Genomic DNA, 21714 nt, shown 5'->3' with positions numbered 1-21714 from the left:
GCCGAGGCCGCCGGCCGCACCGGCGCGCGCCGCGCCGGCCGCCGCGGCCTTGCCGCCCGCCGCTTCCTTCCCCGTCCTGGGGGGCTGAGTCGCCGCATCCACCGTGCCCGCCTCCGCGCACGGCCTCCTGCCGCGCCGCGCCATGTCTCGCGCGCGGGCGTTGACCAAGTATTAACCAATTCTTCCCGGCAGGCCGGGAAGGACAGGCCGGAAAGGACAGGGCCGGGAAGGGTGGGGCGGGGGAGGCGGCGCGGGCGCTCAGCTCATGCTCTGCACCGCGCTGAGATCGACCGTCAGGCCGCCGATATGCACCACCGGATTGCCATCGCTGTCGCGGGTGACGCTGGTGACCTTGCCGGAGACGGTGAAATCCACATCCCCCGTGCTGGTGCCCGCGCTGTCATAGCCGGTGATGGAGACGGTGTAGCTGCCATCCGAGGCGCTCTTGCCGCTGCTGTTCTTGCCATCCCAGCTCCAGCTCGTCGCATCGCCGGAGAGGCTGACCGTCTCGCTCCGCACCACCGTGCCGCTGCTGTTGGTGAGGGTGATGACGACGCTCTGCGCCCCGCCCGCATCGCTGGTGGAGGGCAGGTTGATGCTCTGCGTGCTGCCATCCTCCAGCACGATGCTGCTGGAGGTCGCGGCCACCGTGTCGCCCACCAGGCCGGTGGCGGAGAGCATGGAGGAGGATTGCTGCAGCGAGAGCAGGGATTCCAGATGCTCATTCGTCGCGATCTGCTGCTCCACCTGGGAGAACTGCGCGAGCTGTGAGGTGAACTCGGTGGAATCCGTCGGGTTCAGCGGGTCCTGGTTCTGCAGCTGCGTCGTCAGCAGGGTGAGGAAGCTGTTCAGGTCGGAACTGAGCTGCGTCTTCGAGGAACTGCTGGAGGAGGTGCTGCTGCTGCTCGTGGTGGCGCTGGTGATGGTGGTGCTGGCCATGGGGGCTGTCCTGCGGGGGGAGGGGGGAGGTCAGAGGGCGAGGTCAAGCAGGCCGCTGCGGCGGCGCGGGGGCGGGGCGCGGGGGCGGGCGGCTTCCTCCGGCGGTGCCGCGGTGTCGGCCTCGGCGCCATCGCCGCCCGCCAGCCCCTGCTGCCCGCTGCCCTGCTGCCCATCCTGGGCCAGGCCGAAGCTCAGGCTGTGCCCGGCGCCCAGCCCGGCCTGTGCCAGCACCGCCGTGATGGCGCCACTGTCGCGCAGCAGGAGCAGCAGCGTGTCCTGCCGCTCGGCCAGGACGCGCACCGCGGCCGGGCCATCCGCCGCCTGTTCCACGCTGATCTCGACGCGGCCCAGCGCCTCGGGCCGCAGGGCGACGCTGATGCGGCTGGGCCCGCCCTCGCCCCCGCCGCGCAGGCTGAGGCCGAGCACCGCATGCCCCACCTGCTGCACCGGCCCGGAAGGGAGGCTGGTGGGGCTGGCATAGGCCAGGGTGGCGGGTGCCTGAGAGGTGGGGGAGGACGCCGGGGCAGAGGCGGCGGGCGCGGCGGGGCTGGCCGCCGCCGCCGGGACGGGGGAGGGGAGGCCCGGCCCCGCATCCCCGGCCGGGGCGCCCGGGCCGCCCGCCCCGGCGGAGGAGGGCGGGGGCGGCAGGGAAGCATCCGGCAGCGCGCCCTCCGCCCCCGCCTTCATCCCCGCCTCCGCCCCCGGCATGGCCGCCTTCTCCGGGGCCGCGTCCCGCGCGGTGTCAGGCGCGGCCGCCGCCGCCGCGCTGCCCCCCACCACGCTGCTCCCGGCCATGCTGCTCCCCGCCTGCGGCGGCGTGGGCGGGGCCACCACCACCAGCGGCACCACCATCACCCCGCCCAGCAGCGCCAGCGCCGCCGGGTTGCCCGTGGCCTCCATGGCCCGCGCCGCCTCCGGGGTGTCGTGGTCTTCTTCCGTGCCGGCCTCGGCGGCCTCGGCGCGGGCGGCGTGGCGGCCATGCCCGCCCTGCGGCGGGGAATCCCCGGCCGCCGCACCCTCGGCCGCCTCACGCTCCGCCAGCAGGCGCGTGAAGGCCGCCTCCGCCTCCCGCGCCGGGGCGGCGGGCGAGGCGGGGTCCGGGGCGGCGCGGGGCGGGGTCAGCGAGGGGATCATGCGGCGGCCATCTGCGATGCCCCCGCCGCAGCAAGCGCCGGGCCAGCCCGGACAGGGCCGCCGGGCCGCGCGGGGCGGCGTTTTTCGCCCGCTCCCCGGCAGGATTTGCCGCCCCCGCCCCCGCCCGCCCCGCCGGGCGCGGCGTTTTCCGCCGCCCGGGCATGGCATGGGCCTTGCTGTTTCCCTCGCGTCACGTTTCCCGCGGCGCCGGCCCGGGAGCAGCCCCCGTATCGAGGACCCCCCAGCATGTCCCTGCTAGGCTCACTCTACTCCGCGACGTCGGGCATGGGCGCCCAGACGCAATCCATCACCAACATCTCGAACAACGTCGCCAACAGCAGCAGCACCGGCTACAAGCGCGTCGAGACCACCTTCTCCGAGCAGCTGAGCCAGGCCTCGACCAAGCTGAACGGCTCCAGCACCGTCAGCGCCTCGACCAGCCAGACGGTGTCCCTCGGCGGCGACATCTCCCAGGTGGACAACGCCCTCTCCCTGGCGATCTCCGGAGATGGCCTCTTCGCCGTCTCCAGCCCCTCGGGCACGGATGCCAACGGCAAGACCACCTATTCGGCCACGCAGTACTACACCCGTGCCGGTGACTTCTCCCTCGATGCGGAGAACCATCTGGTCAACAGCAGCGGCTACGCGCTGGAAGGGTGGAGCGCGAAGGATGATGGCACCATCGATCAGACGGAGCTTGACATCATCACCGTGGACAAGGGGGCCTACGCAGCGACGGCGACGAGCACGATCGACCTCTCGGCGAGTGTGCCGGGAACGGCCAGCGTGGGCGACGCTTATAGCTCCCAGGTGCAGGTCTATGATGCCGATGGCAACACCGAGGCTGTGACGCTGACCTGGACGAAGACGAGCACGGCCAATCAGTGGACGCTGGCGCTCGACGACGGCTCCGGAACCACGTCTGAAGCAACCGTCACCTTCGATGGTAATGGCACGATTTCAAAAATCAACACGACCACCGGCACGAAGGGGAATGACGCGACAGCCACTCTTGGTACCTATACCATTGATCTGGGTAGCTATCTTGAGTCCTCCGGTGTGACGCAATCCTCGGCCAGCGACACCTACTCCGTCTCCAGCATCACCACCGATGGCAATGCGGCTGGCGCCTATTCGGGCGTGAGCATCGGTGATGATGGCAGCGTCATCGTCAGCTATGACAACGGCAAGACGAAGACCATCGCGCAGGTTCCCATTGTCACCTTCCCCAATGCCGATGGGCTTCAGGCGGAGGATGGGCAGGCCTATACCCAGACCCTCGCCTCCGGCACGCCCACTGTCTCCGAGGCCGGAGAACTGGGGGCGGGCACCCTCGTCACCTCGGCGGTCGAGGCGTCGAATGTCGATATCACCGACGAATTCTCGAAGATGATCATCGCCCAGCGGGCCTATACCGCGAACACCCGCGTCCTCAGCACCGTCAGCGACATGCTGAGCGACACCATCGATATTCTGCGTTAAGTTATTGAAAGAAATCTTCTTTTTCTGAAGAAAAAGAAGCAAAAAGACCTTTCCAGTTTGGCGTCCCGCCTCAGGCCTGATGCGGGACGCTAACTGAAAAAAGTTTTTTGGTTCTTTTTTTCAAAAAAGAACGTGATGGTCTGAAACGAAAAAAATTACCCCCGCTGTTCCTGCAAGGCCGTCTCCAGCGTCTGGAAGCTCGGCATCAGGTCCGAGGGCACCGCCTTGCGGCCGATTTCCACCGCCACGGTCGGCGCATTCCCGTGCAGATGCGCGATCAGCACGGCGCGCACCACTTCCAGGAACTTCGCCTCCTCGTCGACGATGGCGCGCAGCCGGGTCGCCATCGGCCCCACCAGCCCATAGGCCAGCAGCACGCCGAGGAATGTCCCCACCAGCGCGCCGCCGATCATCGCGCCCAGCACGGCGGGCGGCTGGTCGATGCTGCCCATCGTCTTGATCACGCCGAGCACGGCGGCGACGATGCCCAGCGCCGGCAGCGCATCCGCCATGGTCTGCAACGCATGCGCGGCGTGCAGCTCCTCCTCGCGGATCTTCTTCAGCTCGCGCAGCATCACGTCTTCGATCTGGTGCGGGTCGTCGGCATTCATGCCGATCATGCGCAGATAGTCGCAGATGATCGTCTGCGCGTGGTGGTCCGCCAGGATGCGCGGGAAGAGGGCGAAGATCTCGCTCTCCTGCGGCCGCTCGATATGCGGCTCCAGCCCCACCGCGCCCTTCATCTGCGCCACGCGCAGCAGGCGGTAGAGCAGGGCACAGAGATCCATATAGTCCTGCCGCGTGTAGCGGGCGCCCTTCATCACCTTCTTCAGCGCGCCCAGCGTGTGCTTCACCGCCGCCATCGAATTGGCCATCAGGAAGCTGCCGACGGCGGCGCCGCCGATGATGATCATCTCGAAGGGGAGCGAATGCAGGATCGGCCCCATATGCCCGCCGGCGGCGAGATAGCCGCCAAAGACGCACACCAGCAGCACGCCGAAGCCGGCCAGCAGGATCATGGCGTCGCACTCCCCGCCGCCCCGCCGGGGATCAGCACCAGGATGGAGACGCGGCGGTTGGCCGCATCCAGCGGCCGCTCTGGCGTCAGCAATTCGCGATCGGCGCGGCCGGCCACGGCGCGCAGCCGGTCCTCGGCGATGCCGGCCTCCAGCAGCACGCGCCGCGCGGCGCTGGCGCGCTCGGAGGACAATTCCCAGTTGGAGCGGTCGCCACCGCCCCGGAAGGGCGCGGCATCGGTGTGCCCGGCGAGGTCGAGGCCGTTCGGCAGCTTCGCCAGCACCGCCGCGACGCGCAGCAGCAGGGCGCGGCCGCGCTGGTTCGGCGCCGCCTGGCCGGTGGCGAAGACCGGCTGTCCCTCGGCATCGACCAGCTGGATGCGCAGCCCCTCGCGCACCTGCTCGATGATGAGCTGGCGTGCCAGCTCGGCCAGGGCGGGGTCGGACTGCACCGCCTGGCGGATTTCCTCGGCGGCGGCGGCGAGTGCCGCGCGCGCGGCCTGGGCGGCGGCATCCTCGCGCCCGGCGCTGGCGCCCGCCTCCTCCTGCGCCGGGCCGCGCGGCGGGGCGGCCTCCTGCGCCGCGGCCGGCAGGGCCTCGCCCCGGCTGGCGAAGCGGCGCGGCGGGCGGGGCTGTTCCTCTTCCTCCTCCGGCTCGTCCTGCGCGCCGGGGAGGGAGGCGACGGGCCGCGTGCCGAGGCTCGGCGGCGTCTCCCCCGCCAGCACATTCGCGCTGTTGATGGTGCGCCCGCCGAAGGGCTCGCCCGCGCCGGAGGGGCCGCGGCTCAGCACATTGGTGGGGGCGAAGTAATCCGCGAGGCCGACACGCTGCGCCTCGGTGGTGGCGTTGATCAGCCACATGAGCAGGAAGAAGGCCATCATCGCCGTCACGAAGTCGGCATAGGCGATCTTCCAGGCGCCTCCATGGTGGCCACCCTCGCCATCGCCCTCCTCGCGGCGGACGATGACGATGGTGGGGCCGTTGCGGTCGCGTTTTGCCACCCTGCCTCTCCTCGCCGCGCCGGGGCGCGGATGGGTGTCAGACGGCGACGGCCATGCCGGTGTTGCTGTTCATCTCGACCGACAGATGGGCGCGGCGCATGCGCGGCTGGCCGGCCTTGAAGCGCGCCCGCGCGGCGGCGACCTCGGCCGGGCTCGGGTCCTCCAGCACATAGCCGCGGCCCCAGATGGTGCGCACGATCTCCGCCGAGCCCGCCGCCGCCAGCTTGCGCCGCAGCTTGCAGACGAAGACGTCGAGGATGCGCTGATCCGGCCCGTCCTCCACGCCATAGGCGCGGCTCATGAACTGCTCTTTCGTCAGCAGCACGCCACGGCGCAGCATGAGCATTTCCAGCACGTCGAATTCGCGGCAGGTGATGCGCACATGGCGGCCATCGACGGTGACGGTGCGCCGCGCCTGGTCGAGCACGACATTGCCGCAGGTCAGCTGCGAGGAGGCATGGCCGAGGCCGCGCCGCAGGATCGCCTGCATCCGCGCGATCAGCACCGGCGCGCGCACCGGGCGCACCAGCACGTCATCGGCGCCGATGTTCAGCGCGGTCTGCTCGTCCTCGACGGAAATCGGGTTGGTGATGATGACCACCGGCATGCGCAGGCCACGGCGGCGGATTTCGCGCAAGGTGGCGAAGGCCTGCAGGCGCGCCTCGGTCACATCGAGCACGACGACGTCATAGGGGCCGCTGTGCTGGGCGATCGAGGCCGTCTCGGAAAACGGTTCCGCCAGGTCGCAGCCATGCCCGTCCTGGCTCAGGCTGCGGTGCAACTCCGGGTTTCTTCCCAGGGTAGAGGCGAGAAGGATATGCATGCCACGTCCTTGCGATTTTCGCCGGGATCAGAGCAGAAAGGCTCGTAACAAATCCTGAGGTAACTCTCGCCTCCGTGATGTGCAAGGCAAAGTTGTACTCTGGCGGAACGCGGCCTGAAAAATAGGCCCGTTTTCGCTGACTGCGGCGCTGAAGCCACAAATATTCTACTTTTGGTGGAAAGTCCCGTTTGGGATCATGTGGCAGGGGGTTCGCGCTTGGCCAACTCCACGCGCAGCCGCAGCGCGACGCTCTGGCACAGTTCGGCGAGCGGACCCTCCTCGCCGGCTGCGGCGGACTCGGCCGATTCGGCCATGGCCTCCAGGCTGGCGCTCCCGACGGCTTCGCCCCCCAGCCAGGCAAGCTGGATATTTCCCAGCATCTCCAGGCCCTTGGTGGCGATGCTCCGCATCCGTTCGCGGCCCTGCGGCAGGCCGCCGGACAGCGCGGCCGATTCCGCCAGCAGCAGCGCCGAGGCGCCGGAGAGCGGCGCCGCCTGGGCCGCCGGGCCCTGGGCCCCGGCCAGGGCGGCGGAAAAGGCCTGCTGTACTCCCGGTTGTGCCGCCCCCGCCGTGCTGCGCGGCGCGGCCTGGGCCAGGGCGGAACCGGCGGGCAGCGGGACAGCGCGCATGATGGGGGTGACCTCTCCCTGTCGATGCGCCCTCCTAGGAGGCAAGCGTTGCTGAAGTGTGAATGCCAATCTGCCCAGGGAAAGAAAACAACTTGGGGTTGAGAAACTTCCTGGCATGATGGTTGCGAGAAGGCCGCCATGCGCGCCCCTCTCCGCTGCCTTCTCAGTCTGCTTCTGGCCACCGGCGCGGCCTCCGGTCTCGCCCCAGGCCACGCCCTGGCCCAGGCCCCGCTCCAGCCCCAATCGCAACCCCAGTTGCAACCCCAGTTGCAACCCCAGTTCCAGCCGCCGGGACAACCCGCCCCGCCCGGCCCATGCCGCGCCGCCATGGCTGTGGTGGAGCGCGAATTCAACCTGCCGCCCGCCCTGCTCGCCGCCATCGGCCGCGTGGAATCCGGCCGCCGCGACGACACCACCGGCCGCATCGAGCCCTATCCCTGGACCATCAACGCCGAAGGGCGCGGCAGCATCTACCCCAGCAAGGCGGCAGCAATTGCCGCCGTGCGGGATCTGCAGGCCGGCGGCCTGCGCTCCATCGACGTGGGCTGCATGCAGATCAACCTGCGCCACCACCCGGAGGCTTTCCCCAACCTGGAAACCGCCTTCGACCCGCTGGCGAATATCCGCTACGCCGCCCGCTTCCTCACGGAACTCTACGCCTCCCGCCAGGACTGGGCCCGCGCCGCCGCCGCCTACCACTCCCAGACGCCCGAATATGCCGAGGCCTACCTGGCCCGCGTCCAGGCCGCCTGGGAGATCGAGCGCCGGCAGGCCCCGCCAACCGCCACGGCCCTGGCGGCGGCCTCCGCCCCCGGCCTGCCCGTCACAGCCCGGCCGGGCGGGGGGTTCCTCTCCAACGGGGCGGAACGCGCCCAGATCCGCACCGCCGCGCCGGGCAATGTCGGGCGCGGGCTCGATGCCTACCGCAGCGCGCCCATCCCCCTCGCCGGGCGCGGCGCCCGGCCGCTGGTGGCGGAGAATGTCCCGGCGCCAGGGGGAGTGCGGCGGCTGTTTTGAGGGGGAGGGAAAAGGAAAAAGGGTTCTTTTTGGAAAAAAGAACCAAAAACTTTTTCTCAGAAAATCAGAGGTAGTTGACCAGCGAGACCTCACCCAGCTTCGCCAGCGCCTGATAGCTGGCCTGCAATTGCAGGTTCACCTGGGACAGCTGCACCGAGGCCGTGGCGAGGTCCACACTGGTCACATCGCCCAGCTGCTCCTCCAGCTGCGTCGCCACCTCCTCCTGCCAGGAAGCCGCATCGGTCAGCTTGTTCTGCGTCGTGCCCAGAACGGCGATCTCGTCATTCGCGCCGCTATTGGCGCCCCGCAGCAGCGAGACGGTCTTCTCCACGATCGTCGAATAACCGTCCTGGCTGGCCTGCTCATCCGTCAGATTGGCCAGCACGGTGAGCCCCGCGATCAGGTCGCGCGCCCAGGAACCGGTGCCCGTGCCCGTCTCGCCCACCCCGGCATTGCGGTTGGCATAAAGCCCCACCTCCACGCTGCCGCCCGTGCCGGTGGAGACGCTGCGGCGGGAATCCTCCACCTCACCCTCCGCCGCCGCATTGGCATAGCTGGAGAAGGGGGAAACCCCATCCTCGTTGCTCGACGCCACGGAGAGGATGGAGGAGAACACATCCTCCGCATTGTCCGCGTCCAGCGTGCCCAGCAGGTCGCCGATCTGGGTGTAGAGCCCGGTGCTTTCGATGTCGTCGGCCGCCACCACGGGGCTGTTCGAGAGATCGCTGCCGCCGAAGATGTATTCGCCGTCATAGGTTTCGCCGAGCAGGCCCAGGACCTCCTTCAGCGCCGCCTGCGCGTTGCTGCGCACGGAATCGAGGCTGTCGGTGGTGCCGTTCAGCGAGGCCGCGCTGTCGGCCATGTCGCTGGCGATGCTGCTCAGCCGGTCCATCACCGTCAGCGAGTAATCGACGCGCGCGGCGGCGCGGGTGGTGGTGGAGGCGGCCTGCTGGCTCGCCGCCAGCTTGTTGCCCAGCGTGATGGCGCGCGTCGCATCCCCGCCCAGCCCGGCATAGGTTGTGGCGCGCGTGCCGCTCGCCTGCTGCCGCGTCAGCTCGTTGTAGCGCTCCTGCAGCTTGCTGATGGAGGCGAGGGAAGCCGCATAGCTGCCGCGGATGGTCATGGCGCCCGCTCCTTACCGCACCGCGTCCAGCAGCGCGTCCCACATGCTCTGCACCGCTGACATCACCTGGGCATTGGCAGCATAGGCATTCTGCAGCGTCACCATGTTCGCCAGCTCGGTATCCGTGTCCACGCCCTCGCTGTCGCTCACCAGCCCGTCCAGGTAGTCGCGCTGGGTGCCCGCCGTGTCCGCCGCGCTCTCCGCCGCCGCCGCCACGCTGGACTGCCGGCTGACCACGGCGGTGGCATAGTCGGTGATGCTCTTGTTGCCCGAGGTGGCGGAGGAGGTCAGGTTACCCCCGGGCCCCAGCCCGGTGGTGCGCACCGAGGCATAGGCCGTGCCGTCCGAGGAGGTCGTGCCGAAGCTGTAGCTGGTGACATTGTTCAGCAGCGTGGTGAAGCCGGAGGGGCCATCCTCGGTATTGGGCGTGAAGCCATCCACCGCATGCGTGCCATCGCGCACCAGGCGCGGCGACTCCTCGACCGCGCTGTTGACGGTGATGCGGCTGGCGAAGCCCACCGCCTGCGCCGCCCCCTCGCTCGTGCTGGTGTCGGGCGGCGCGCTGCCATCGGAATCGGTGAACAGCCGCAAGCCCTGCGCATCCAGCCGCTCGGCCAGGGTGGAGGCCACCTCGTCGAGCTCCGCCTGCATGGTGGGCAGCGTCTCGTCGCGCAGGGTGAAACCCTCGCCGATGCTGCCGCCCAGGCTGCCGCCATCGATGCTCTGCCCGTTCAGCGTCAGCCCCGGCAGCGTGCCATCCGGCTCGCCGGAATAGGAGGAGGGGGTGATGGTGGCGCTGTCGAGGCCGAAGGGGCCATCCTCGGCATCCAGCGGCAGCACCGAGCCATCGCCCAGCGTCAGCGTCACCCCGCCATCGCTGCCCTCGGTGGATTTGACGGCGACATAGTCGGACAGTTCGGCGATCGCCGCGTCGCGCTTGTCCTTCAGGTCGGCGGTGGACTGGCCGGCGGCGGTGGCGGCGCGGATCTGCTGGTCATAATCGCCGATCGTGCTGACCAGCGCATTCGCCGCATCGACATCCGAGACCAGCCCGTCCTGCACCGACTGGCGCGCGGTGGTGATGGCGTCGCTCACCGCGTTGAGGTTGCTCGCCACATCCGAGGCCGCATCCACCACCGCGCTCTGCAGCGAGGAATCGGAGGGGCTGGCGGCCAGTTCCGTGAAGGCGTCGTTCAGCGCCGAGATCAGCGCCGAGGTGCTGGTGCTGTCCGTCGTGTCGCCCTGCAGGCCGGAGAGGGCGGAGAGCGTGTCGTTGCGCAGCGTCGCCGCCGAATCCGCGCTGCGCGCCGCCAGCGCCTGGTTGCGCAGCGCCGCATCCACCGTGCGCTGCGCCGCCTCCGCCTTCACGCCGCCGGTCGTCAGCGTCGAGCCGCTGACCGTCTTGCGCGTGTAGCCGGCGACATCCGCATTCGCGATGTTCTGCGAGGTCTGCGTCAGCTGCTTGGTGGTCAGCCGCAGGCCGCTGGTCGCGGTGAGGAGCGCGCTGGTAAGGCTCATGCCTGCCAGCTTGTTCAAACTTTGTTAACCAGTTGCGAATGCGTCCGGCGCCGTCCGCGCCAGCCCGGCCCGCCGCGCCGTGGCCCCGAAGGCGCGCGGCAGGCTGCCCGGCAGCGCCCCCGGCTTGCCGAAGAGCCAGCCCTGGCCATAGCGCGCGCCGAAGGAGCGGGCGGTGTCCGCATCCGCCTCCGTCTCGATGCGCTCGACCACCACGGCGGCGCCGGTGGCCCGCGCCAGCTCCACCAGGGCGGCGGCGAAATTGTAGCTCTCGCCGCGCTGGCCGCCGGCGCAGGACTCCATGAAGCGGCCATCGAGCTTCACGAGATCGGGGCGCAGCAGGCGCAGATAGCTCAGCCCCGCGGCGCCGGCGCCGAAATCATCGATGCAGACGGCGCTGCCATGCTGGCGCAGCGTCTCGCGGCAGGCCACGGCCTCCGCCTCGTTCTCGATCTCTGCCGTCTCCGTCACCTCCACCAGCAGGCGGGTGCGCAGCTCCGGCGGGTGCTGCTCCAGCAGCAGGGCCAGGCGCTGGCGGAAGGCCGGGTCCTGCAGCGACAGGCCGGAGACGTTGCAGGCGATCCGCACCTCCTGCCCGGCGCGGTGCAGCGCCGACAGGCTCTCCTCCGCCACCGCGATGTCCAGCTCGGAGGCGAGGCCCACCATCTCCGCGAGGTTGACGAAGGCCTGCGGGCTGAGCGCGGGCAGCCCATCCGTCGTCTGCGGCCGCAGCAGCGCCTCGTAATGGGAAGGCGGGTGGCCCGGCTGCGCCAGTTCGACAATCGGCTGGAAGGCCAGGGAGAAGCGCCGCTCGGCGATGGCGCGCGCCAGCGCCGCCGCGCGCGGGCCGACGGCGGCGACGAAGCCATGCAGCCCCTCGTCAAAGCCGGTGCGCGCCAGCGCCGCCGTGCCACCCTGCGCGAAGGTGCCGAGGGCGAGGCGCAGCGCCCGCACCGCCTGCGGCCCGCTCATGCCCGGCGCCCCGTTCATGCCCGGCCCGCCATGCGGCTCCAGCGTCAGTTCGCGGGTGGAGATGGCGGTGTCCTGCAGGCCGGCGCTGGCCAGCACGGCCTGCAGCTGCTCCACCACCGAGCCAAGGCTGGGCGGCGGCTCGCCCGCCGGGTGGACCATGCCGAAGCGCCCCGGCGCCAGCTCCGCCGCGCTGCCCTGCGGCCCCACATGCTCGGCCAGCAGCGCCGCGACATCGCGCGCGAGGGTGGGGCGCGGGGAGAGGCCGCCCTCGGCCGTGTTCAGTTCGACCAGGGACAGCACGGGCGGCGGGCCACGCTCCGCCCCGCCCTCGCCAAGGCCGAGCAGCAGCGCCTCCGCCTCGCGCGCCAGGCGCGTCGCATCGGTGGTGCGGCCCCCGCCGCGGCGGCGGCGGCCGCGCTCCGGCGGCAGGGCGGCGAAGCAGAGGGCCAGCCGCGTCGCCGGGTCGCTCGCCGCGCGGGGGGAGAGGGGCAGGCCGTCGCGGTGCAGAACCCCCGTCAGCGCGCAGGGGAAGGGCGGCCGCGCATCAAGGTGCAGCGGCGTCGGCGGCAGGCGGCCCTCGGCCAGCAGGCGGGCCAGGGCGGTGTCGAAAATGGCGCGGTCCTCGGCGCGGATCAGGCTGCGCAGCGGCGCGCCCAGAACCGTCTCCGCCACCGGGCCGATCTTGCGCAGGAAGGTGCCGGCCAGGAACAGCGTGCGGCCCGAGGCATCCGTCTCCGCCAGCAGGTCGGCGGCGGCGAAGGCGAAGGCCTTGTAGCGGTCATTCGGCGAGGCGGCGCGCTCGGCGGTCTGCATCAGCGTGCGCGGCCCCCCGCCGGCAGGGGGCGGTGGTGCGAAGGCACGGTCCGGGTCGAGGGCGCGGGCAGCATGCCAGGGGTCCAGTGTAGCAAAGCCAGCCTGCAGCCTGCGCCGGGGTTCATCGCCAGTTTGTTAATGGGCGGTAAACGAAACGACCGCGTCACTACCCGCCCCCCGCGAAGCCCTGCACCAGGCTGCCCGCGACCAGGCGCCAGCCATCGACCAGGACGAAGAAAATCAGCTTGAAGGGCAGGGAGACGGTGCTGGGCGGCAGCATCATCATGCCAAGGCCCATCAGCACGCTGGCCACCACGAGGTCGATGACGAGGAAAGGCAGGAAGACCAGGAAGCCGATCTCGAAGGCGCGGCGCAGCTCGCCCACCAGGAAGGCGGGCACCAGCACGCGCCAGGGGGTGGCGGCCGGCTCCGCCGGCGGCGGCACATTGCCGAGGTCGAGGAAGAGCGTGATGTCGGAGTCGCGCGCATTGGCCAGCATGAAGGCGCGGAAGGGCTCGGCGGCGGCGCGCAGCCCCTCCATCTCCTCCAGCCGCCCCTCGGCCATGGGTTGCAGGCCCTGGCTCCAGGACTGTTCCAGCACCGGCTGCATGACGAAGAAGGTGAGGAAGAGCGCCAGCCCCACCAGCACCGGGTTGGGCGGCACGCCCGCCGCGCCGATGGCGCTGCGCAGCAGCGAGAGCACGATGCTGATGCGCGCGAAGGCCGTGGCCATCACCAGCAGCGAGGGCGCCAGTGACAGCAGCCCGACCAGCGCGGTCAGCTGCACGAGGCGCGTCGTCGCCCCGGCCTCGGTGGTGCCCATGTCGAGGCTGACGCTCTGCGCCAGCCCATCGCCGGGCAGGGCGAGCAGCAGCAGGGCCAGGGCGGGCAGCAGCAGGTGGCGCGCCCTCATCGCGGCAGGCCCCGGCCGGGTGGCGGCAGCAGGAGATCCTGCGGCCCGCCGGTGAGCAGCAGGAACTCCTCGCCATCACAGCGCAGCAGCAGCAGGCGGCGGCGGCCATCGACGGGCAGGGTCTCGACCAGGGCGAGGCGGCGCGGCGCGTTCCCCCGGCCGAGCAGCGGCCCGCTGGCCTGTGGGGCGAGGCCCAGCCGGCGCGCCGCCTGGGCGGCCAGGACCACGAGGCCGAGCACCGCGGCCAGGGCGGCCAGGGCGGTCAGCGCCCATTGGAACGTCATCAGCGGCGGCGGCCTCCTGCCTCGACCAGCATGGCATGGCCGGGCGGGCGGCGTTCTGCCGCCAGGGTCCGGCGGCGGCAGGGAAGCAGGGGGGCGTTTACCGGTTGTTAACGGACTGGAGGAAATGATTCATAATAGAAAGAAATGTTCTTTTTTTGGAAAAAAGAACCAAAAAACTTTTTCCAGTTAGCGCCCCGCTGTGCCGGGAGACGGCGGCAGCCTGAAAAAGTCTTTTTGTTTCTTTTTCTTTAGAAAAAGAAAATTTCTTTAAAAAATCGATCAAGCCGTCACGGACACCGCCAGCGGCGCCGCGCCCAGCCGTTCCGCCTTGCCGCGCCCCGCGCCGGGCGGGCGATAGCCGGGGGTGGCCAAGGCCGGCTCCGCCGCCGCGCCGGCGATGGTCTCGATCACCCGGGCCTGGAGCGCCAGCCCTTCCTCCAGCGCGGCGCGGTTGGCCTCCACCTCCTCGCGCAGCCGGTCCACCAGATGGGCGAGGTGGCCGCCGCCGGCCGCCGCCTCTTCCGGCGTCATGCGGGCGCGGGCGGCGACGAAGGCATCCAGCGCCGCGGTCTTGGCCGGGCCGAGCGCCGCGGCACCCACCAGGTCGCGCGCCTTCAGCGCCCGCGTCTCCGCCACGATCACCGCGCTCAGCGCCAGGGTGACGCGCTCCAGTTCCTCGGCGACACTCATGGGCTCTCTCCTCCGGCGCGGGCCTGCAGGCGCAGCATTTCCTGCAGCACGGCGCCTGCGATGCCCACACCGCCGGATTTCGTCAAGCTGTTGCCGTACTGCTCGACCAGCATCGGCCGCCATTGTTCCTCCGCCGCGCCGCCGCCGAACAGCCCGTCCGTCGGCAGGGTGGCGAAGATGGGTTGCAGCATGGCGCCCAGCATCTGCGCCTCGAAGGCCTCCGCCGCCCTGCGCATGGCGGGGAGGGACTGGCCGTGTGGCGCCGCCGGGGGCGCGGCGGTGGCGGGCAGGGCCTGGGCGGCGAGGAGCGGGCCCATCAGCGGATCTCCAGCTGCGCCTGCAGGGCGCCGGCGGCCTTGATGGTCTGCAGGATGGCGATCATGTCGCGCGGCCCGACGCCCAGATTGTTCAGCCCGCGCACGAGGTCCTGGAGCGAGACGCCGCCCTGGAGGATGCCGAGTCGCCGCTCGGACTGGTCGTCCACCTCGATGCCGGTGCGCGGCACCACGGCGGTCTGCCCGCCGGCCAGGGCATTGGGCTGCACCACCTGCGGCGCCTCGGTGACGCGGATGGTCAGGTTGCCCTGGGCGATGGCCACCGTGCTGATCCGCACATTCGAGCCCATGACGATGGTGCCCGAGGCCTCCTCGATCACCACCCGCGCCGCCTGGTCGGGCTCGACGCGCAGCTGCTCGATCTCCGTGGCGAAGCCCACCGGGTCCCGCCCGATGAGGGAGACGGTGACGGTGCGCGGGTCGCTCGCCTGGGCCGCGCCGGCGCCGGCCATGCGGTTGACGGCGGCGGCGATGCGGCGCGCCGTCGTCAGGTCCGGGTTGCGGAGCGCGAGGCGCAGCGTCGGCTTGTTGCCGAAGGCGAAGGGCACCTCGCGCTCGACGATGGCGCCATTGGGGATGCGGCCCGAGGTCGGCACCCCGCGCGTGACGGAGGCGGCGGCGCCGCGCGCGGCGATGGCGCCGGTGGCGATGGCGCCCTGGGCCACGGCATAGACCTCGCCATCCGCGCCGTGCAGCGGCGTCACCACCAGCGTGCCGCCGGTGAGGTTGGTGGCATCGCCCAGCGCCGAGACGGTGACATCCACCTTGTTGCCGTTGCGGGCGAAGGCCGGCAGGTTGGCGGTGACCATGACGGCGGCGACGTTGCGGGTATCGAGCCGCGATTCCTGGTCGCGCGTGTTGACGCCGAGCCGCTCCAGCACGCCGATCAGCGACTGCCGGGTGAAGACGGCGTTGCGCAGCCGGTCCCCCGTGCCGTTCAGCCCGACGACGAGGCCATAGCCGACGAGCTGGTTCTCCCGCACCCCCTCGATATCGGCGATGTCCTTGATGCGCACGCCACCCCCGCCCCCTTGCGCGGCGAGAGGCGCGGCCAGCAGCGTCAGCGCCGGGAGCAGGAGCAGCAGGAGGAGCCGGATGCGCCGCACGGGGAGGGGGCCTTTCACGCTCAGAAGGGCAGGACGATGTCGAGGAACTGCTGGCCGTAGCGCGGCTGCTGCACATCGGAGATGACGCCGCGCCCGCCATAGGCGATGCGCGCCTCCGCCAGCCGGTCGTGGCGCACGGTGTTGTCGCTGGCGATGTCCTGGCTGCGGATGATGCCGCTCACCTGCAATTCGCGCAGCTCGTGGTTGACGCGCACCTGCTGCCGCCCGGCCACCACCAGGTTGCCGTTGGGCAGGAGCTGAACCACGGTGGCGGCGACGCGCAGCGTCACCGTCTCGGTGCGGTTGATGCTGCCCGTGCCTTCGACGGCGCTGTTGCTGGTGGTCTCCAGCAGGTTGCCGGCGCCGCCCGGCAGCCGCGCCGCCATGCCGAGCAGGCGGGTGATGCCCATATCCTCGCTGTTGGTGCGGCTGCGCTCGGTGGTGTTTTCGAGGGCCGCGCGGTCGGCGATCTCGACCAGCACGGTCACGAGGTCCCCCACCTGGGCCGCGCGCTGGTCGCGCAGGAAGGTGCGGCTGCCCGGGCGCCACAGGCTGTTGGTCTCGGGCAGGGGCTGCTGCGGCGGCGGCATCGGCATGGAGACCATGCGCTGCAGCCCGGCGGCCTCGGCCGGGTTCTCGATGGGGGCGAGGCGCGGCGCGCTGCCGATCTCGCTCAGGCGCTGCATGTTGTCGCAGCCGGCCAGGGCCAGGAGAAGGACGGGCAGCAGGGGGAGGAGTCGCGGGGCGCGGGGCGTGGTCATGCGGGGTCTTCCTGGCATCAGCGTGGGCGCCTCAGCGTTGGGCCAGCCGGGCGGCGCCCGGCGGCAGGGCGGCGGCGGGCGCGGGGCCGAGGGCGCGCACCCGGTCGGCGCCCAGCACCTCGCCCAGCAGCAGGCTGCCATTCGAGAGGTTCAGCACGGTGATGGTGCCGCCCATCGGGCCATCCTCCAGCGCGCGGCCGCGGGTGGTGAGGCTGAGGCCGGGCGATTCATGGATCAGCGCCACCACGCTGTCGCGCCGGATGGTCTGCGCCACGGCGAGGTCGGCCAGCGGCACCGGCTGGCCGGCGCTCAGCGGCCGTTCCAGCCGGCGGCCCAGCGCCGTCTCCAGCCGCTCCGCCATGCCGGGGCGGACGCGCTCGGCCGGCAGGCGGTCGGCGCGGATGTCGCGGGGGGAGAGCACCTCGCCCGCGCGCAGGGTGCGGGTGGCCACCACCACCTCGCGCATCGCCACGCTGCGCCCGGCGAGGCGCAGGCGCAGCGTCGCCATGCCATCGGCCAGCACCACCAGGGTGGCGGCGAAGCGGCGGGTGGCGCCGTCATACTCGGTGCCCTCCAGCGCCAGGCGCGGCTCGGGGCCGGCGGGGACGAGCGGCGGCTGGAAGCCCATCAGCTCCAGGTCCAGCGAGGGGTCGGCGCCAAGCAGGATCAGCTCGGCGCGCAGCACGGCCTCCACCTCCTCGCGCGCGAGGGGGCGGCCCGGGCGTTCCACCACCACGCGCTCATCCCCCGCCTGGGGGCGCCAGGGCAGGCCGTTGTCGCGGGCGATGATGGCGAGCTGCGGCGCCTCCACCACGAAGCGGCGGCCCGGCGGCGGGGCGGGGCCGAGCACGCGCGCGGCCTCCCGCCCGGCATTGTCGAAGAGATCGCCGAGCGTCACCGTGCCACCCTCCACCACCGCCTGCGGGCGCGGCAGGACGAGGCCCTGCGCCATGCCCGGCCCAGGGACAAGCAGGGCGGAGAGCAGGGCGGCGAGCAGCGCGGCCCGATGGGCGGCCTGGGGGGCGGCCCGATGGGCAGCCTGGGGGGCGGCCTGGGGGGCGAGCCGCGCGGTGGCGATCAGCGGGAGGGCCCGGCCGCGCATGCCTCAGCTCCGCAGGTTGGAGAGGGTGGAGAGCATCTGGTCGCTGGTCGAGATGACCTTGCTGTTCATCTCATAGGCGCGCTGGGCGGTGATCAGCGCGGTGATCTCCTGCACCACGTTGACGTTGGAGGTCTCGACATAGCCCTGCAGCACCTGGCCGTAGCCCACCGCGCCGGGATTGCCGAGCTGCGCGTTGCCCGAGGCCGGGGTGGCGAGGAAGTTGTTGTCGCCGATCGCCTCCAGCCCCGCCTCGTTGGCGAAGACGGCGAGCTGGAGCTGGCCGACATTCTGCAGCGCCGTCTGCCCGGCGATCTTCACCAGCACCTCGCCGGTGGCGTTGATGGTGACATCCGTGGCGCCGGTCGGGATGGTGATGCCCGCGCCCACCTGGTAGCCATCGGCGGTGACCATCATGCCGGTGTCGCTCAGGCCGAAGGTGCCGGCGCGGGTATAGCCGGTCTCGCCCGAGGGCAGCTGGACCGGGAAATAGCCATTGCCGCGGATGGCGAGGTCGAAGGTGTTCTCCGTCTGCGACAGGTCGCCCTGGGCGCTGATGCGGTAGATCGCCGCCGTGCGCACGCCGAGGCCGAGCTGCGCGCCGGAGGGCAGGATGGTGCCCTGGTCCGAGCTCTGCGAGCCGGTGCGGCGCATGTTCTCGTAGATCAGGTCCTGGAACTCGGCGCGGCGGCGCTTGTAGGCCGTCGTGCTCATATTGGCGATGTTGTTCGAGATGACCTCGACATTGGTCTGCTGGGCCATCATGCCGGTGCCGGCGATGCTCAGGCTGCGCATGGTTCAGTCTCTCCGGCGTGCGGCGGTCAGGCGCGGCGTTTTCAGGAAGGGCGCTTGAGGATGCGGCCCACCGCGTCCTTCACCCGGTCGCCCTCGGTCTCGAGGAACTGGCTGGCGAACTGGAATTCGCGCAGGCCGGCGGTCAGGCGCGTCAGCTCGATGATGGGCTGGACATTGCTGCCCTCGACCGAGCCCTGCACCATGGCGGGGCGCTCCACCGGCTCGGCCGGCATGTCGTCCGGGCTGGCGTAGAGGCGGCTGCCCTCGGCGGTGAGCTTCTGCGGGTCGGCGAAGGTGACGAGGCGCAGCCGCCCCACCGGCCCCTGCTCGGTGCGCACCGCGCCATCACCGGCGATCTCGATGCGGCTGGCGCCGGGGGGGATGGCGAGCGGCGCGCCATCCTCGGTCAGCACCGGGTTGCCGGCGATGTCCACCACCTCGGAATCGGGGGAGAGGGCGAAGCGCCCGGCGCGGGTGTAGCGCTCGCCATTCTCCGTCCGCACGGCGAAGAAGCCGGGGCCGGAGATGGCGATGTCGAGCGGGTTGCCGGTGGCCTGGAGGCTGCCGGCGGTGAAGTCGCGCCAGGTGGCGCGGTCCTGGGCGAAGGCGACCTCGCGCCCGCCGCGCGGCGCCGCCACCTGGGACTGCTTCTCCAGGAACTGGCCGAAGAGCAGCTCCGTGGCCTTGTAGCCGGGGGTATCGGCATTGGCGATGTTGGCCGCCATCGCATCCGTCGCCCGCTGCTGGGCGGCGAGGCGCGAGAGCACGACATAGCCCGGCATGTCCATGGTGGCGCTGCTCCTGTTGATCCGGCGGGGAGGGGGATCGCAAGCGCCGTGCCAGCTTTTTCCCGCTTTCTGGCGGGGTCGCCCGGTGCCGGGCGGGGCGCTTCTGCCGGGCGGGGCGGGGGCGGGGCTGGGAGAGGGCAAATATTACCGGAGACATACGGCAAAATTTGCCGGTCAAGGTGTGGTTAACAGACCGGCCTTACTCCCGGCCCATTCCAGGATGGAGTGGCCGGCATGAGCGACGGCGCAGGGGGTGGGCCCGCCCCGGCAAAAACAGCTTCCAGGGGCAGGCGCGGCAAGATGCTGCTGTTCGGTGGCCTCGGCGCGCTGGTGCTGCTGCTCGGCGGCGCGGGGGGCGCCTGGTATGCCGGGCTCCTGCCGATTCCGGGCCTGCCGGCGCCGGGCGAGGCCGCCGCCACGGCCGAGGGCGCGCCGCCGCGCGCGCCGCTCTTCGTCGATGTGCCGGAGATCGTCACCAACCTGAACACCGCCGCGCGGCGGCAGACCTTCGTCAAGCTGCGCAGCCGCCTGGAAGTCGCCCTGCCGGAGGATGCCCGGGCGGCGGAGGCGGCGATGCCGCGCCTGCTCGACCTCTTCACCACCTATCTGCGCGAGACCCGGCCGGAGGAGCTGCGCGGCAGCGCCGGCACGCACCGCCTGCGCGAGGAGATGGTGGCGCGCGCCAATATCGCCGTCCGCCCCGGCGCCATCACCGATATCCTGTTCGTCGAGGTGGTGGTGCAATGAGCGGCGCCGCCCCGGAGGAGGAGGACGCCGTCGTCCCCGAATTGTCGGCCGAGGCGGCGGAGGCCGCGCGCCGCGCCGCCCTCGCCGCCACCGCGCCGCCCGCCGGGGAGGAAGACGATGGCTGGGGCGCCGCCCTGGCTGAGGCGTCTGGGGAGGCCACCCGGCCCCAGCCTGCCGCGCCGCCCGCCGGGGAGGGAGAGGGAGAGGGAGATGATGGCTGGGGCGAGGCCCTGGCCGAGGCCGGCGCCGATGCCCGCGCCCGCGCCGCCTCCGGACCCGAGGCGGGCTCCGGCGTGGCGGCGGCCGATGATGGCTGGGGGGAGGCGCTGGCCGCCGCCGTGGCCCCCGCCGCCGCGCCGCCGCCCATCGCGCCCGAGCCCGCCCGCGTGCTGAGCCAGGCGGAGATCGACAGCCTGCTGGGCTTCGGCGTCAGCGCCGCCGAGGATGACGAGAACGCCACGGGCATCGAGAAGGTGATCGCCCGCGGCCTCGTCTCCTACGAGCGCCTGCCGATGCTCGAGATCGTCTTCGACCGTCTCGTGCGCATCATGTCCACCAGCCTGCGCAACTTCACCTCCGACAATGTGGAGGTGTCGATCGAGGGCATCACCAGCCTGCGCTTCGGCGACTACCTGAACACCATCCCGCTGCCCGCCATGCTCGTCGTCTTCAAGGCGGAGCAGTGGGACAATTACGGCCTCGTCGTCGTCGATTCCGCGCTGATCTACTCGGTGGTCGATGTGCTGCTGGGCGGGCGGCGCGGCACCACCGCCATGCGCATCGAGGGCCGGCCCTACACCACCATCGAGCGCGGCCTGATCGAGCGGCTGACGGAAGTGGTGCTGGCCGACCTCTCCGAGGCCTTCGGCCCGCTGGCCGAGGTGGATTTCCGCTTCGAGCGGCTGGAGGTGAACCCGCGCTTCGCCGCCATCTCCCGCCCCTCCAACGCCGCCGTGCTGGCGCGGCTGCGGGTGGATATGGAAAGCCGCGGCGGCCAGCTCCAGCTGCTGCTGCCCTATGCCACGCTGGAGCCGGTGCGCGAGCTGCTGCTGCAGCAGTTCATGGGCGAGAAGTTCGGCCGCGACAGCATCTGGGAGACCCACCTGGCCGAGGAGCTGCGCCAGACCGAGGTGGCGCTCGACGTCGTGCTGGACGAGCAGACCATGCGCCTCTCCGACGTGGTGCGGCTGCAGGTGGGGGATCTGATCACGCTGGGCGTCGGCCCTGGCGCGCCGGTGCGGCTGCGCTGCGGCGACACCTCGCTCTTCGAGGGGCAGGTGGGCGCGCGCAAGGGAAGGCTGGCCGTGCGCATCGACCGCGCCCTGCCGCGCCATGGCGAGCGCGAGCGCGGGCGCGAGTTGCCGGACGTGGCGGAGGGCCTGGCATGAGCGTGCTGGAATGGGGGTTGCAGGCGGCGCTGGTGCTGGCGCTGCTGGTGGCGCTGCCGGTGGCGCTGCGGCTGGAGCGGGCGCTGACGGCGCTGCGCAAGGACCGCGCCGCCCTGGCCGCCACGGTGCAGGGCTTCACCGATGCGACGCGCGAGGCGGAGGCGGCCATCGCCCGGCTGCGCGCCGCCGCCGAGGGCGCGGGCCGCGGCGTGGCCGAGCAGGTCTCGGCCGCCAATGCCCTGCGGGAGGATCTGCGCTATCTCTCCGACCGCGCCGAGGGGCTGGCGGACCGGCTGGATGCCGGGGTGCGCGCGGCGCGCCCCTCGGCCGAGGGCGGGCCGCGC

General features: G+C 71.6%; 23 protein-coding genes. 5 read left to right on the top strand and 18 right to left on the bottom strand.

Going from position 1 to position 21714, the window contains the following annotated elements:
* Positions 1-258: 258 nt before the first annotated feature.
* Positions 259-939, bottom strand: a complete 681-nt coding sequence (locus NON00_RS20450) for a flagellar hook assembly protein FlgD (protein ID WP_256024573.1) — start codon at positions 937-939, stop codon at positions 259-261.
* A gap of 30 nt (positions 940-969) precedes the next feature.
* Positions 970-2073: a flagellar hook-length control protein FliK gene (locus NON00_RS20445; protein ID WP_256024571.1), complete on the bottom strand. Its 1104-nt coding sequence runs from the start codon at positions 2071-2073 to the stop codon at positions 970-972.
* 246 nt (positions 2074-2319) lie between these two features.
* Here NON00_RS20445 and NON00_RS20440 point away from each other — a divergent pair, with 246 nt between their 5' ends.
* Positions 2320-3555, top strand: a complete 1236-nt coding sequence (locus tag NON00_RS20440) for a flagellar hook protein FlgE (protein WP_256024570.1) — start codon at positions 2320-2322, stop codon at positions 3553-3555.
* 155 nt (positions 3556-3710) lie between these two features.
* Here NON00_RS20440 and motA read toward each other — a convergent pair whose 3' ends face one another.
* The 4 genes from motA to NON00_RS20420 all read right to left on the bottom strand — a co-directional run bounded on the left by motA (position 3711) and on the right by NON00_RS20420 (position 7024).
* A complete protein-coding gene (motA, locus tag NON00_RS20435) occupies positions 3711-4574 on the bottom strand; it encodes a flagellar motor stator protein MotA (protein ID WP_256024569.1) in 864 nt (287 codons plus the stop codon).
* Positions 4571-5572, bottom strand: coding sequence for a flagellar motor protein MotB (locus NON00_RS24950; RefSeq protein ID WP_256024568.1), 1002 nt, complete (start codon positions 5570-5572; stop codon positions 4571-4573). The genes motA and NON00_RS24950 overlap by 4 nt, the downstream gene beginning before the upstream one ends.
* Positions 5573-5609: 37 nt before the next feature.
* Positions 5610-6395, bottom strand: a complete 786-nt coding sequence (locus tag NON00_RS20425) for a response regulator transcription factor (protein ID WP_256024567.1) — start codon at positions 6393-6395, stop codon at positions 5610-5612.
* 194 nt (positions 6396-6589) lie between these two features.
* Positions 6590-7024 carry a flagellar assembly protein FliX gene (locus NON00_RS20420; RefSeq protein ID WP_256024566.1) on the bottom strand — a complete coding sequence of 145 codons (435 nt, stop codon included), beginning with the start codon at positions 7022-7024 and terminating at the stop codon, positions 6590-6592.
* Between the two features lie 327 nt (positions 7025-7351).
* Between NON00_RS20420 and NON00_RS20415 the strand changes: the two genes are divergently transcribed.
* On the top strand, positions 7352-8041 hold the full coding sequence (locus tag NON00_RS20415) for a lytic transglycosylase domain-containing protein (protein WP_256024565.1): 690 nt from the start codon (positions 7352-7354) through the stop codon (positions 8039-8041).
* 64 nt (positions 8042-8105) lie between these two features.
* Here NON00_RS20415 and NON00_RS20410 read toward each other — a convergent pair whose 3' ends face one another.
* The 12 genes from NON00_RS20410 to flgF form a co-directional block, all read right to left on the bottom strand.
* Complete coding sequence (locus tag NON00_RS20410; RefSeq protein WP_256024564.1) at positions 8106-9164, bottom strand: flagellin; 1059 nt, start codon at positions 9162-9164, stop codon at positions 8106-8108.
* Positions 9165-9176: 12 nt separating this feature from the next.
* A complete protein-coding gene (gene flgK / locus NON00_RS20405) occupies positions 9177-10682 on the bottom strand; it encodes a flagellar hook-associated protein FlgK (RefSeq protein WP_256024563.1) in 1506 nt (501 codons plus the stop codon).
* Positions 10683-10706: 24 nt separating this feature from the next.
* Entirely contained in the window at positions 10707-12464 is a 1758-nt protein-coding gene (locus NON00_RS20400; protein ID WP_256024562.1) for an EAL domain-containing protein, read from the bottom strand.
* A 166-nt stretch (positions 12465-12630) separates the two neighbouring features.
* Positions 12631-13377, bottom strand: coding sequence for a flagellar type III secretion system pore protein FliP (fliP, locus tag NON00_RS20395; RefSeq protein WP_256024561.1), 747 nt, complete (start codon positions 13375-13377; stop codon positions 12631-12633).
* The gene (locus NON00_RS20390; RefSeq protein WP_256024560.1) at positions 13374-13661 is read right to left on the bottom strand and encodes a flagellar biosynthetic protein FliO; all 288 of its coding nucleotides are present in this window, start codon (positions 13659-13661) and stop codon (positions 13374-13376) included. Before NON00_RS20390 ends, fliP begins: the two co-directional genes overlap by 4 nt.
* A gap of 279 nt (positions 13662-13940) precedes the next feature.
* Positions 13941-14351, bottom strand: a complete 411-nt coding sequence (locus tag NON00_RS20385; RefSeq protein WP_256024559.1) for a hypothetical protein — start codon at positions 14349-14351, stop codon at positions 13941-13943.
* A complete protein-coding gene (locus NON00_RS20380; RefSeq protein ID WP_256024558.1) occupies positions 14348-14668 on the bottom strand; it encodes a rod-binding protein in 321 nt (106 codons plus the stop codon). The genes NON00_RS20385 and NON00_RS20380 overlap by 4 nt, the downstream gene beginning before the upstream one ends.
* A complete protein-coding gene (locus tag NON00_RS20375; RefSeq protein ID WP_370688747.1) occupies positions 14668-15792 on the bottom strand; it encodes a flagellar basal body P-ring protein FlgI in 1125 nt (374 codons plus the stop codon). The genes NON00_RS20380 and NON00_RS20375 overlap by 1 nt, the downstream gene beginning before the upstream one ends.
* Positions 15793-15812: 20 nt before the next feature.
* Positions 15813-16553, bottom strand: coding sequence for a flagellar basal body L-ring protein FlgH (gene flgH / locus NON00_RS20370; protein ID WP_256024557.1), 741 nt, complete (start codon positions 16551-16553; stop codon positions 15813-15815).
* A gap of 31 nt (positions 16554-16584) precedes the next feature.
* A complete protein-coding gene (gene flgA / locus NON00_RS20365; protein ID WP_256024556.1) occupies positions 16585-17655 on the bottom strand; it encodes a flagellar basal body P-ring formation chaperone FlgA in 1071 nt (356 codons plus the stop codon).
* Between the two features lie 3 nt (positions 17656-17658).
* Positions 17659-18447 carry a flagellar basal-body rod protein FlgG gene (gene flgG, locus NON00_RS20360; RefSeq protein ID WP_256024555.1) on the bottom strand — a complete coding sequence of 263 codons (789 nt, stop codon included), beginning with the start codon at positions 18445-18447 and terminating at the stop codon, positions 17659-17661.
* 41 nt (positions 18448-18488) lie between these two features.
* Positions 18489-19235, bottom strand: a complete 747-nt coding sequence (gene flgF, locus NON00_RS20355; RefSeq protein WP_256024554.1) for a flagellar basal-body rod protein FlgF — start codon at positions 19233-19235, stop codon at positions 18489-18491.
* 300 nt (positions 19236-19535) lie between these two features.
* Here flgF and NON00_RS20350 point away from each other — a divergent pair, with 300 nt between their 5' ends.
* The 3 genes from NON00_RS20350 to NON00_RS20340 all read left to right on the top strand — a co-directional run.
* The gene (locus tag NON00_RS20350; protein WP_256024553.1) at positions 19536-19982 is read left to right on the top strand and encodes a flagellar basal body-associated FliL family protein; all 447 of its coding nucleotides are present in this window, start codon (positions 19536-19538) and stop codon (positions 19980-19982) included.
* Complete coding sequence (fliM, locus tag NON00_RS20345; RefSeq protein ID WP_256024552.1) at positions 19979-21370, top strand: flagellar motor switch protein FliM; 1392 nt, start codon at positions 19979-19981, stop codon at positions 21368-21370. The genes NON00_RS20350 and fliM overlap by 4 nt, the downstream gene beginning before the upstream one ends.
* A partial coding sequence (locus NON00_RS20340) for a DUF6468 domain-containing protein (protein ID WP_256024551.1) occupies positions 21367-21714 on the top strand: 348 nt, incomplete at its 3' end. The genes fliM and NON00_RS20340, both read left to right, overlap by 4 nt.

It is taken from the genome of Roseomonas sp. GC11, from assembly GCF_024437745.1.
In the GTDB taxonomy this organism is placed as follows: Bacteria; Pseudomonadota; Alphaproteobacteria; order Acetobacterales; family Acetobacteraceae; genus Pseudoroseomonas.
The sequence above is the reverse complement of the archived record's forward strand: the minus strand, read 5'-3'. Positions and strand labels throughout refer to the sequence as shown.

Coding starts and splice junctions, on each gene's coding strand:
- flgH (WP_256024557.1), bottom strand. CDS start 16,553: ATGACCACGCCCCGCGCCCCGCGACTCCTCCCCCTGCTGCCCGTCCTT.
- NON00_RS20450 (WP_256024573.1), bottom strand. CDS start 939: ATGGCCAGCACCACCATCACCAGCGCCACCACGAGCAGCAGCAGCACC.
- NON00_RS20390 (WP_256024560.1), bottom strand. CDS start 13,661: ATGACGTTCCAATGGGCGCTGACCGCCCTGGCCGCCCTGGCCGCGGTG.
- NON00_RS20385 (WP_256024559.1), bottom strand. CDS start 14,351: ATGAGTGTCGCCGAGGAACTGGAGCGCGTCACCCTGGCGCTGAGCGCG.
- fliM (WP_256024552.1), top strand. CDS start 19,979: ATGAGCGGCGCCGCCCCGGAGGAGGAGGACGCCGTCGTCCCCGAATTG.
- NON00_RS20350 (WP_256024553.1), top strand. CDS start 19,536: ATGCTGCTGTTCGGTGGCCTCGGCGCGCTGGTGCTGCTGCTCGGCGGC.
- flgF (WP_256024554.1), bottom strand. CDS start 19,235: ATGGACATGCCGGGCTATGTCGTGCTCTCGCGCCTCGCCGCCCAGCAG.
- flgK (WP_256024563.1), bottom strand. CDS start 10,682: ATGAGCCTTACCAGCGCGCTCCTCACCGCGACCAGCGGCCTGCGGCTG.
- NON00_RS20400 (WP_256024562.1), bottom strand. CDS start 12,464: ATGCAGACCGCCGAGCGCGCCGCCTCGCCGAATGACCGCTACAAGGCC.
- fliP (WP_256024561.1), bottom strand. CDS start 13,377: ATGAGGGCGCGCCACCTGCTGCTGCCCGCCCTGGCCCTGCTGCTGCTC.
- NON00_RS20440 (WP_256024570.1), top strand. CDS start 2,320: ATGTCCCTGCTAGGCTCACTCTACTCCGCGACGTCGGGCATGGGCGCC.
- NON00_RS20425 (WP_256024567.1), bottom strand. CDS start 6,395: ATGCATATCCTTCTCGCCTCTACCCTGGGAAGAAACCCGGAGTTGCAC.
- motA (WP_256024569.1), bottom strand. CDS start 4,574: ATGATCCTGCTGGCCGGCTTCGGCGTGCTGCTGGTGTGCGTCTTTGGC.
- NON00_RS20420 (WP_256024566.1), bottom strand. CDS start 7,024: ATGCGCGCTGTCCCGCTGCCCGCCGGTTCCGCCCTGGCCCAGGCCGCG.
- flgA (WP_256024556.1), bottom strand. CDS start 17,655: ATGCGCGGCCGGGCCCTCCCGCTGATCGCCACCGCGCGGCTCGCCCCC.
- NON00_RS20410 (WP_256024564.1), bottom strand. CDS start 9,164: ATGACCATCCGCGGCAGCTATGCGGCTTCCCTCGCCTCCATCAGCAAG.
- NON00_RS20415 (WP_256024565.1), top strand. CDS start 7,352: ATGGCTGTGGTGGAGCGCGAATTCAACCTGCCGCCCGCCCTGCTCGCC.
- NON00_RS20380 (WP_256024558.1), bottom strand. CDS start 14,668: ATGGGCCCGCTCCTCGCCGCCCAGGCCCTGCCCGCCACCGCCGCGCCC.
- NON00_RS20445 (WP_256024571.1), bottom strand. CDS start 2,073: ATGATCCCCTCGCTGACCCCGCCCCGCGCCGCCCCGGACCCCGCCTCG.
- flgG (WP_256024555.1), bottom strand. CDS start 18,447: ATGCGCAGCCTGAGCATCGCCGGCACCGGCATGATGGCCCAGCAGACC.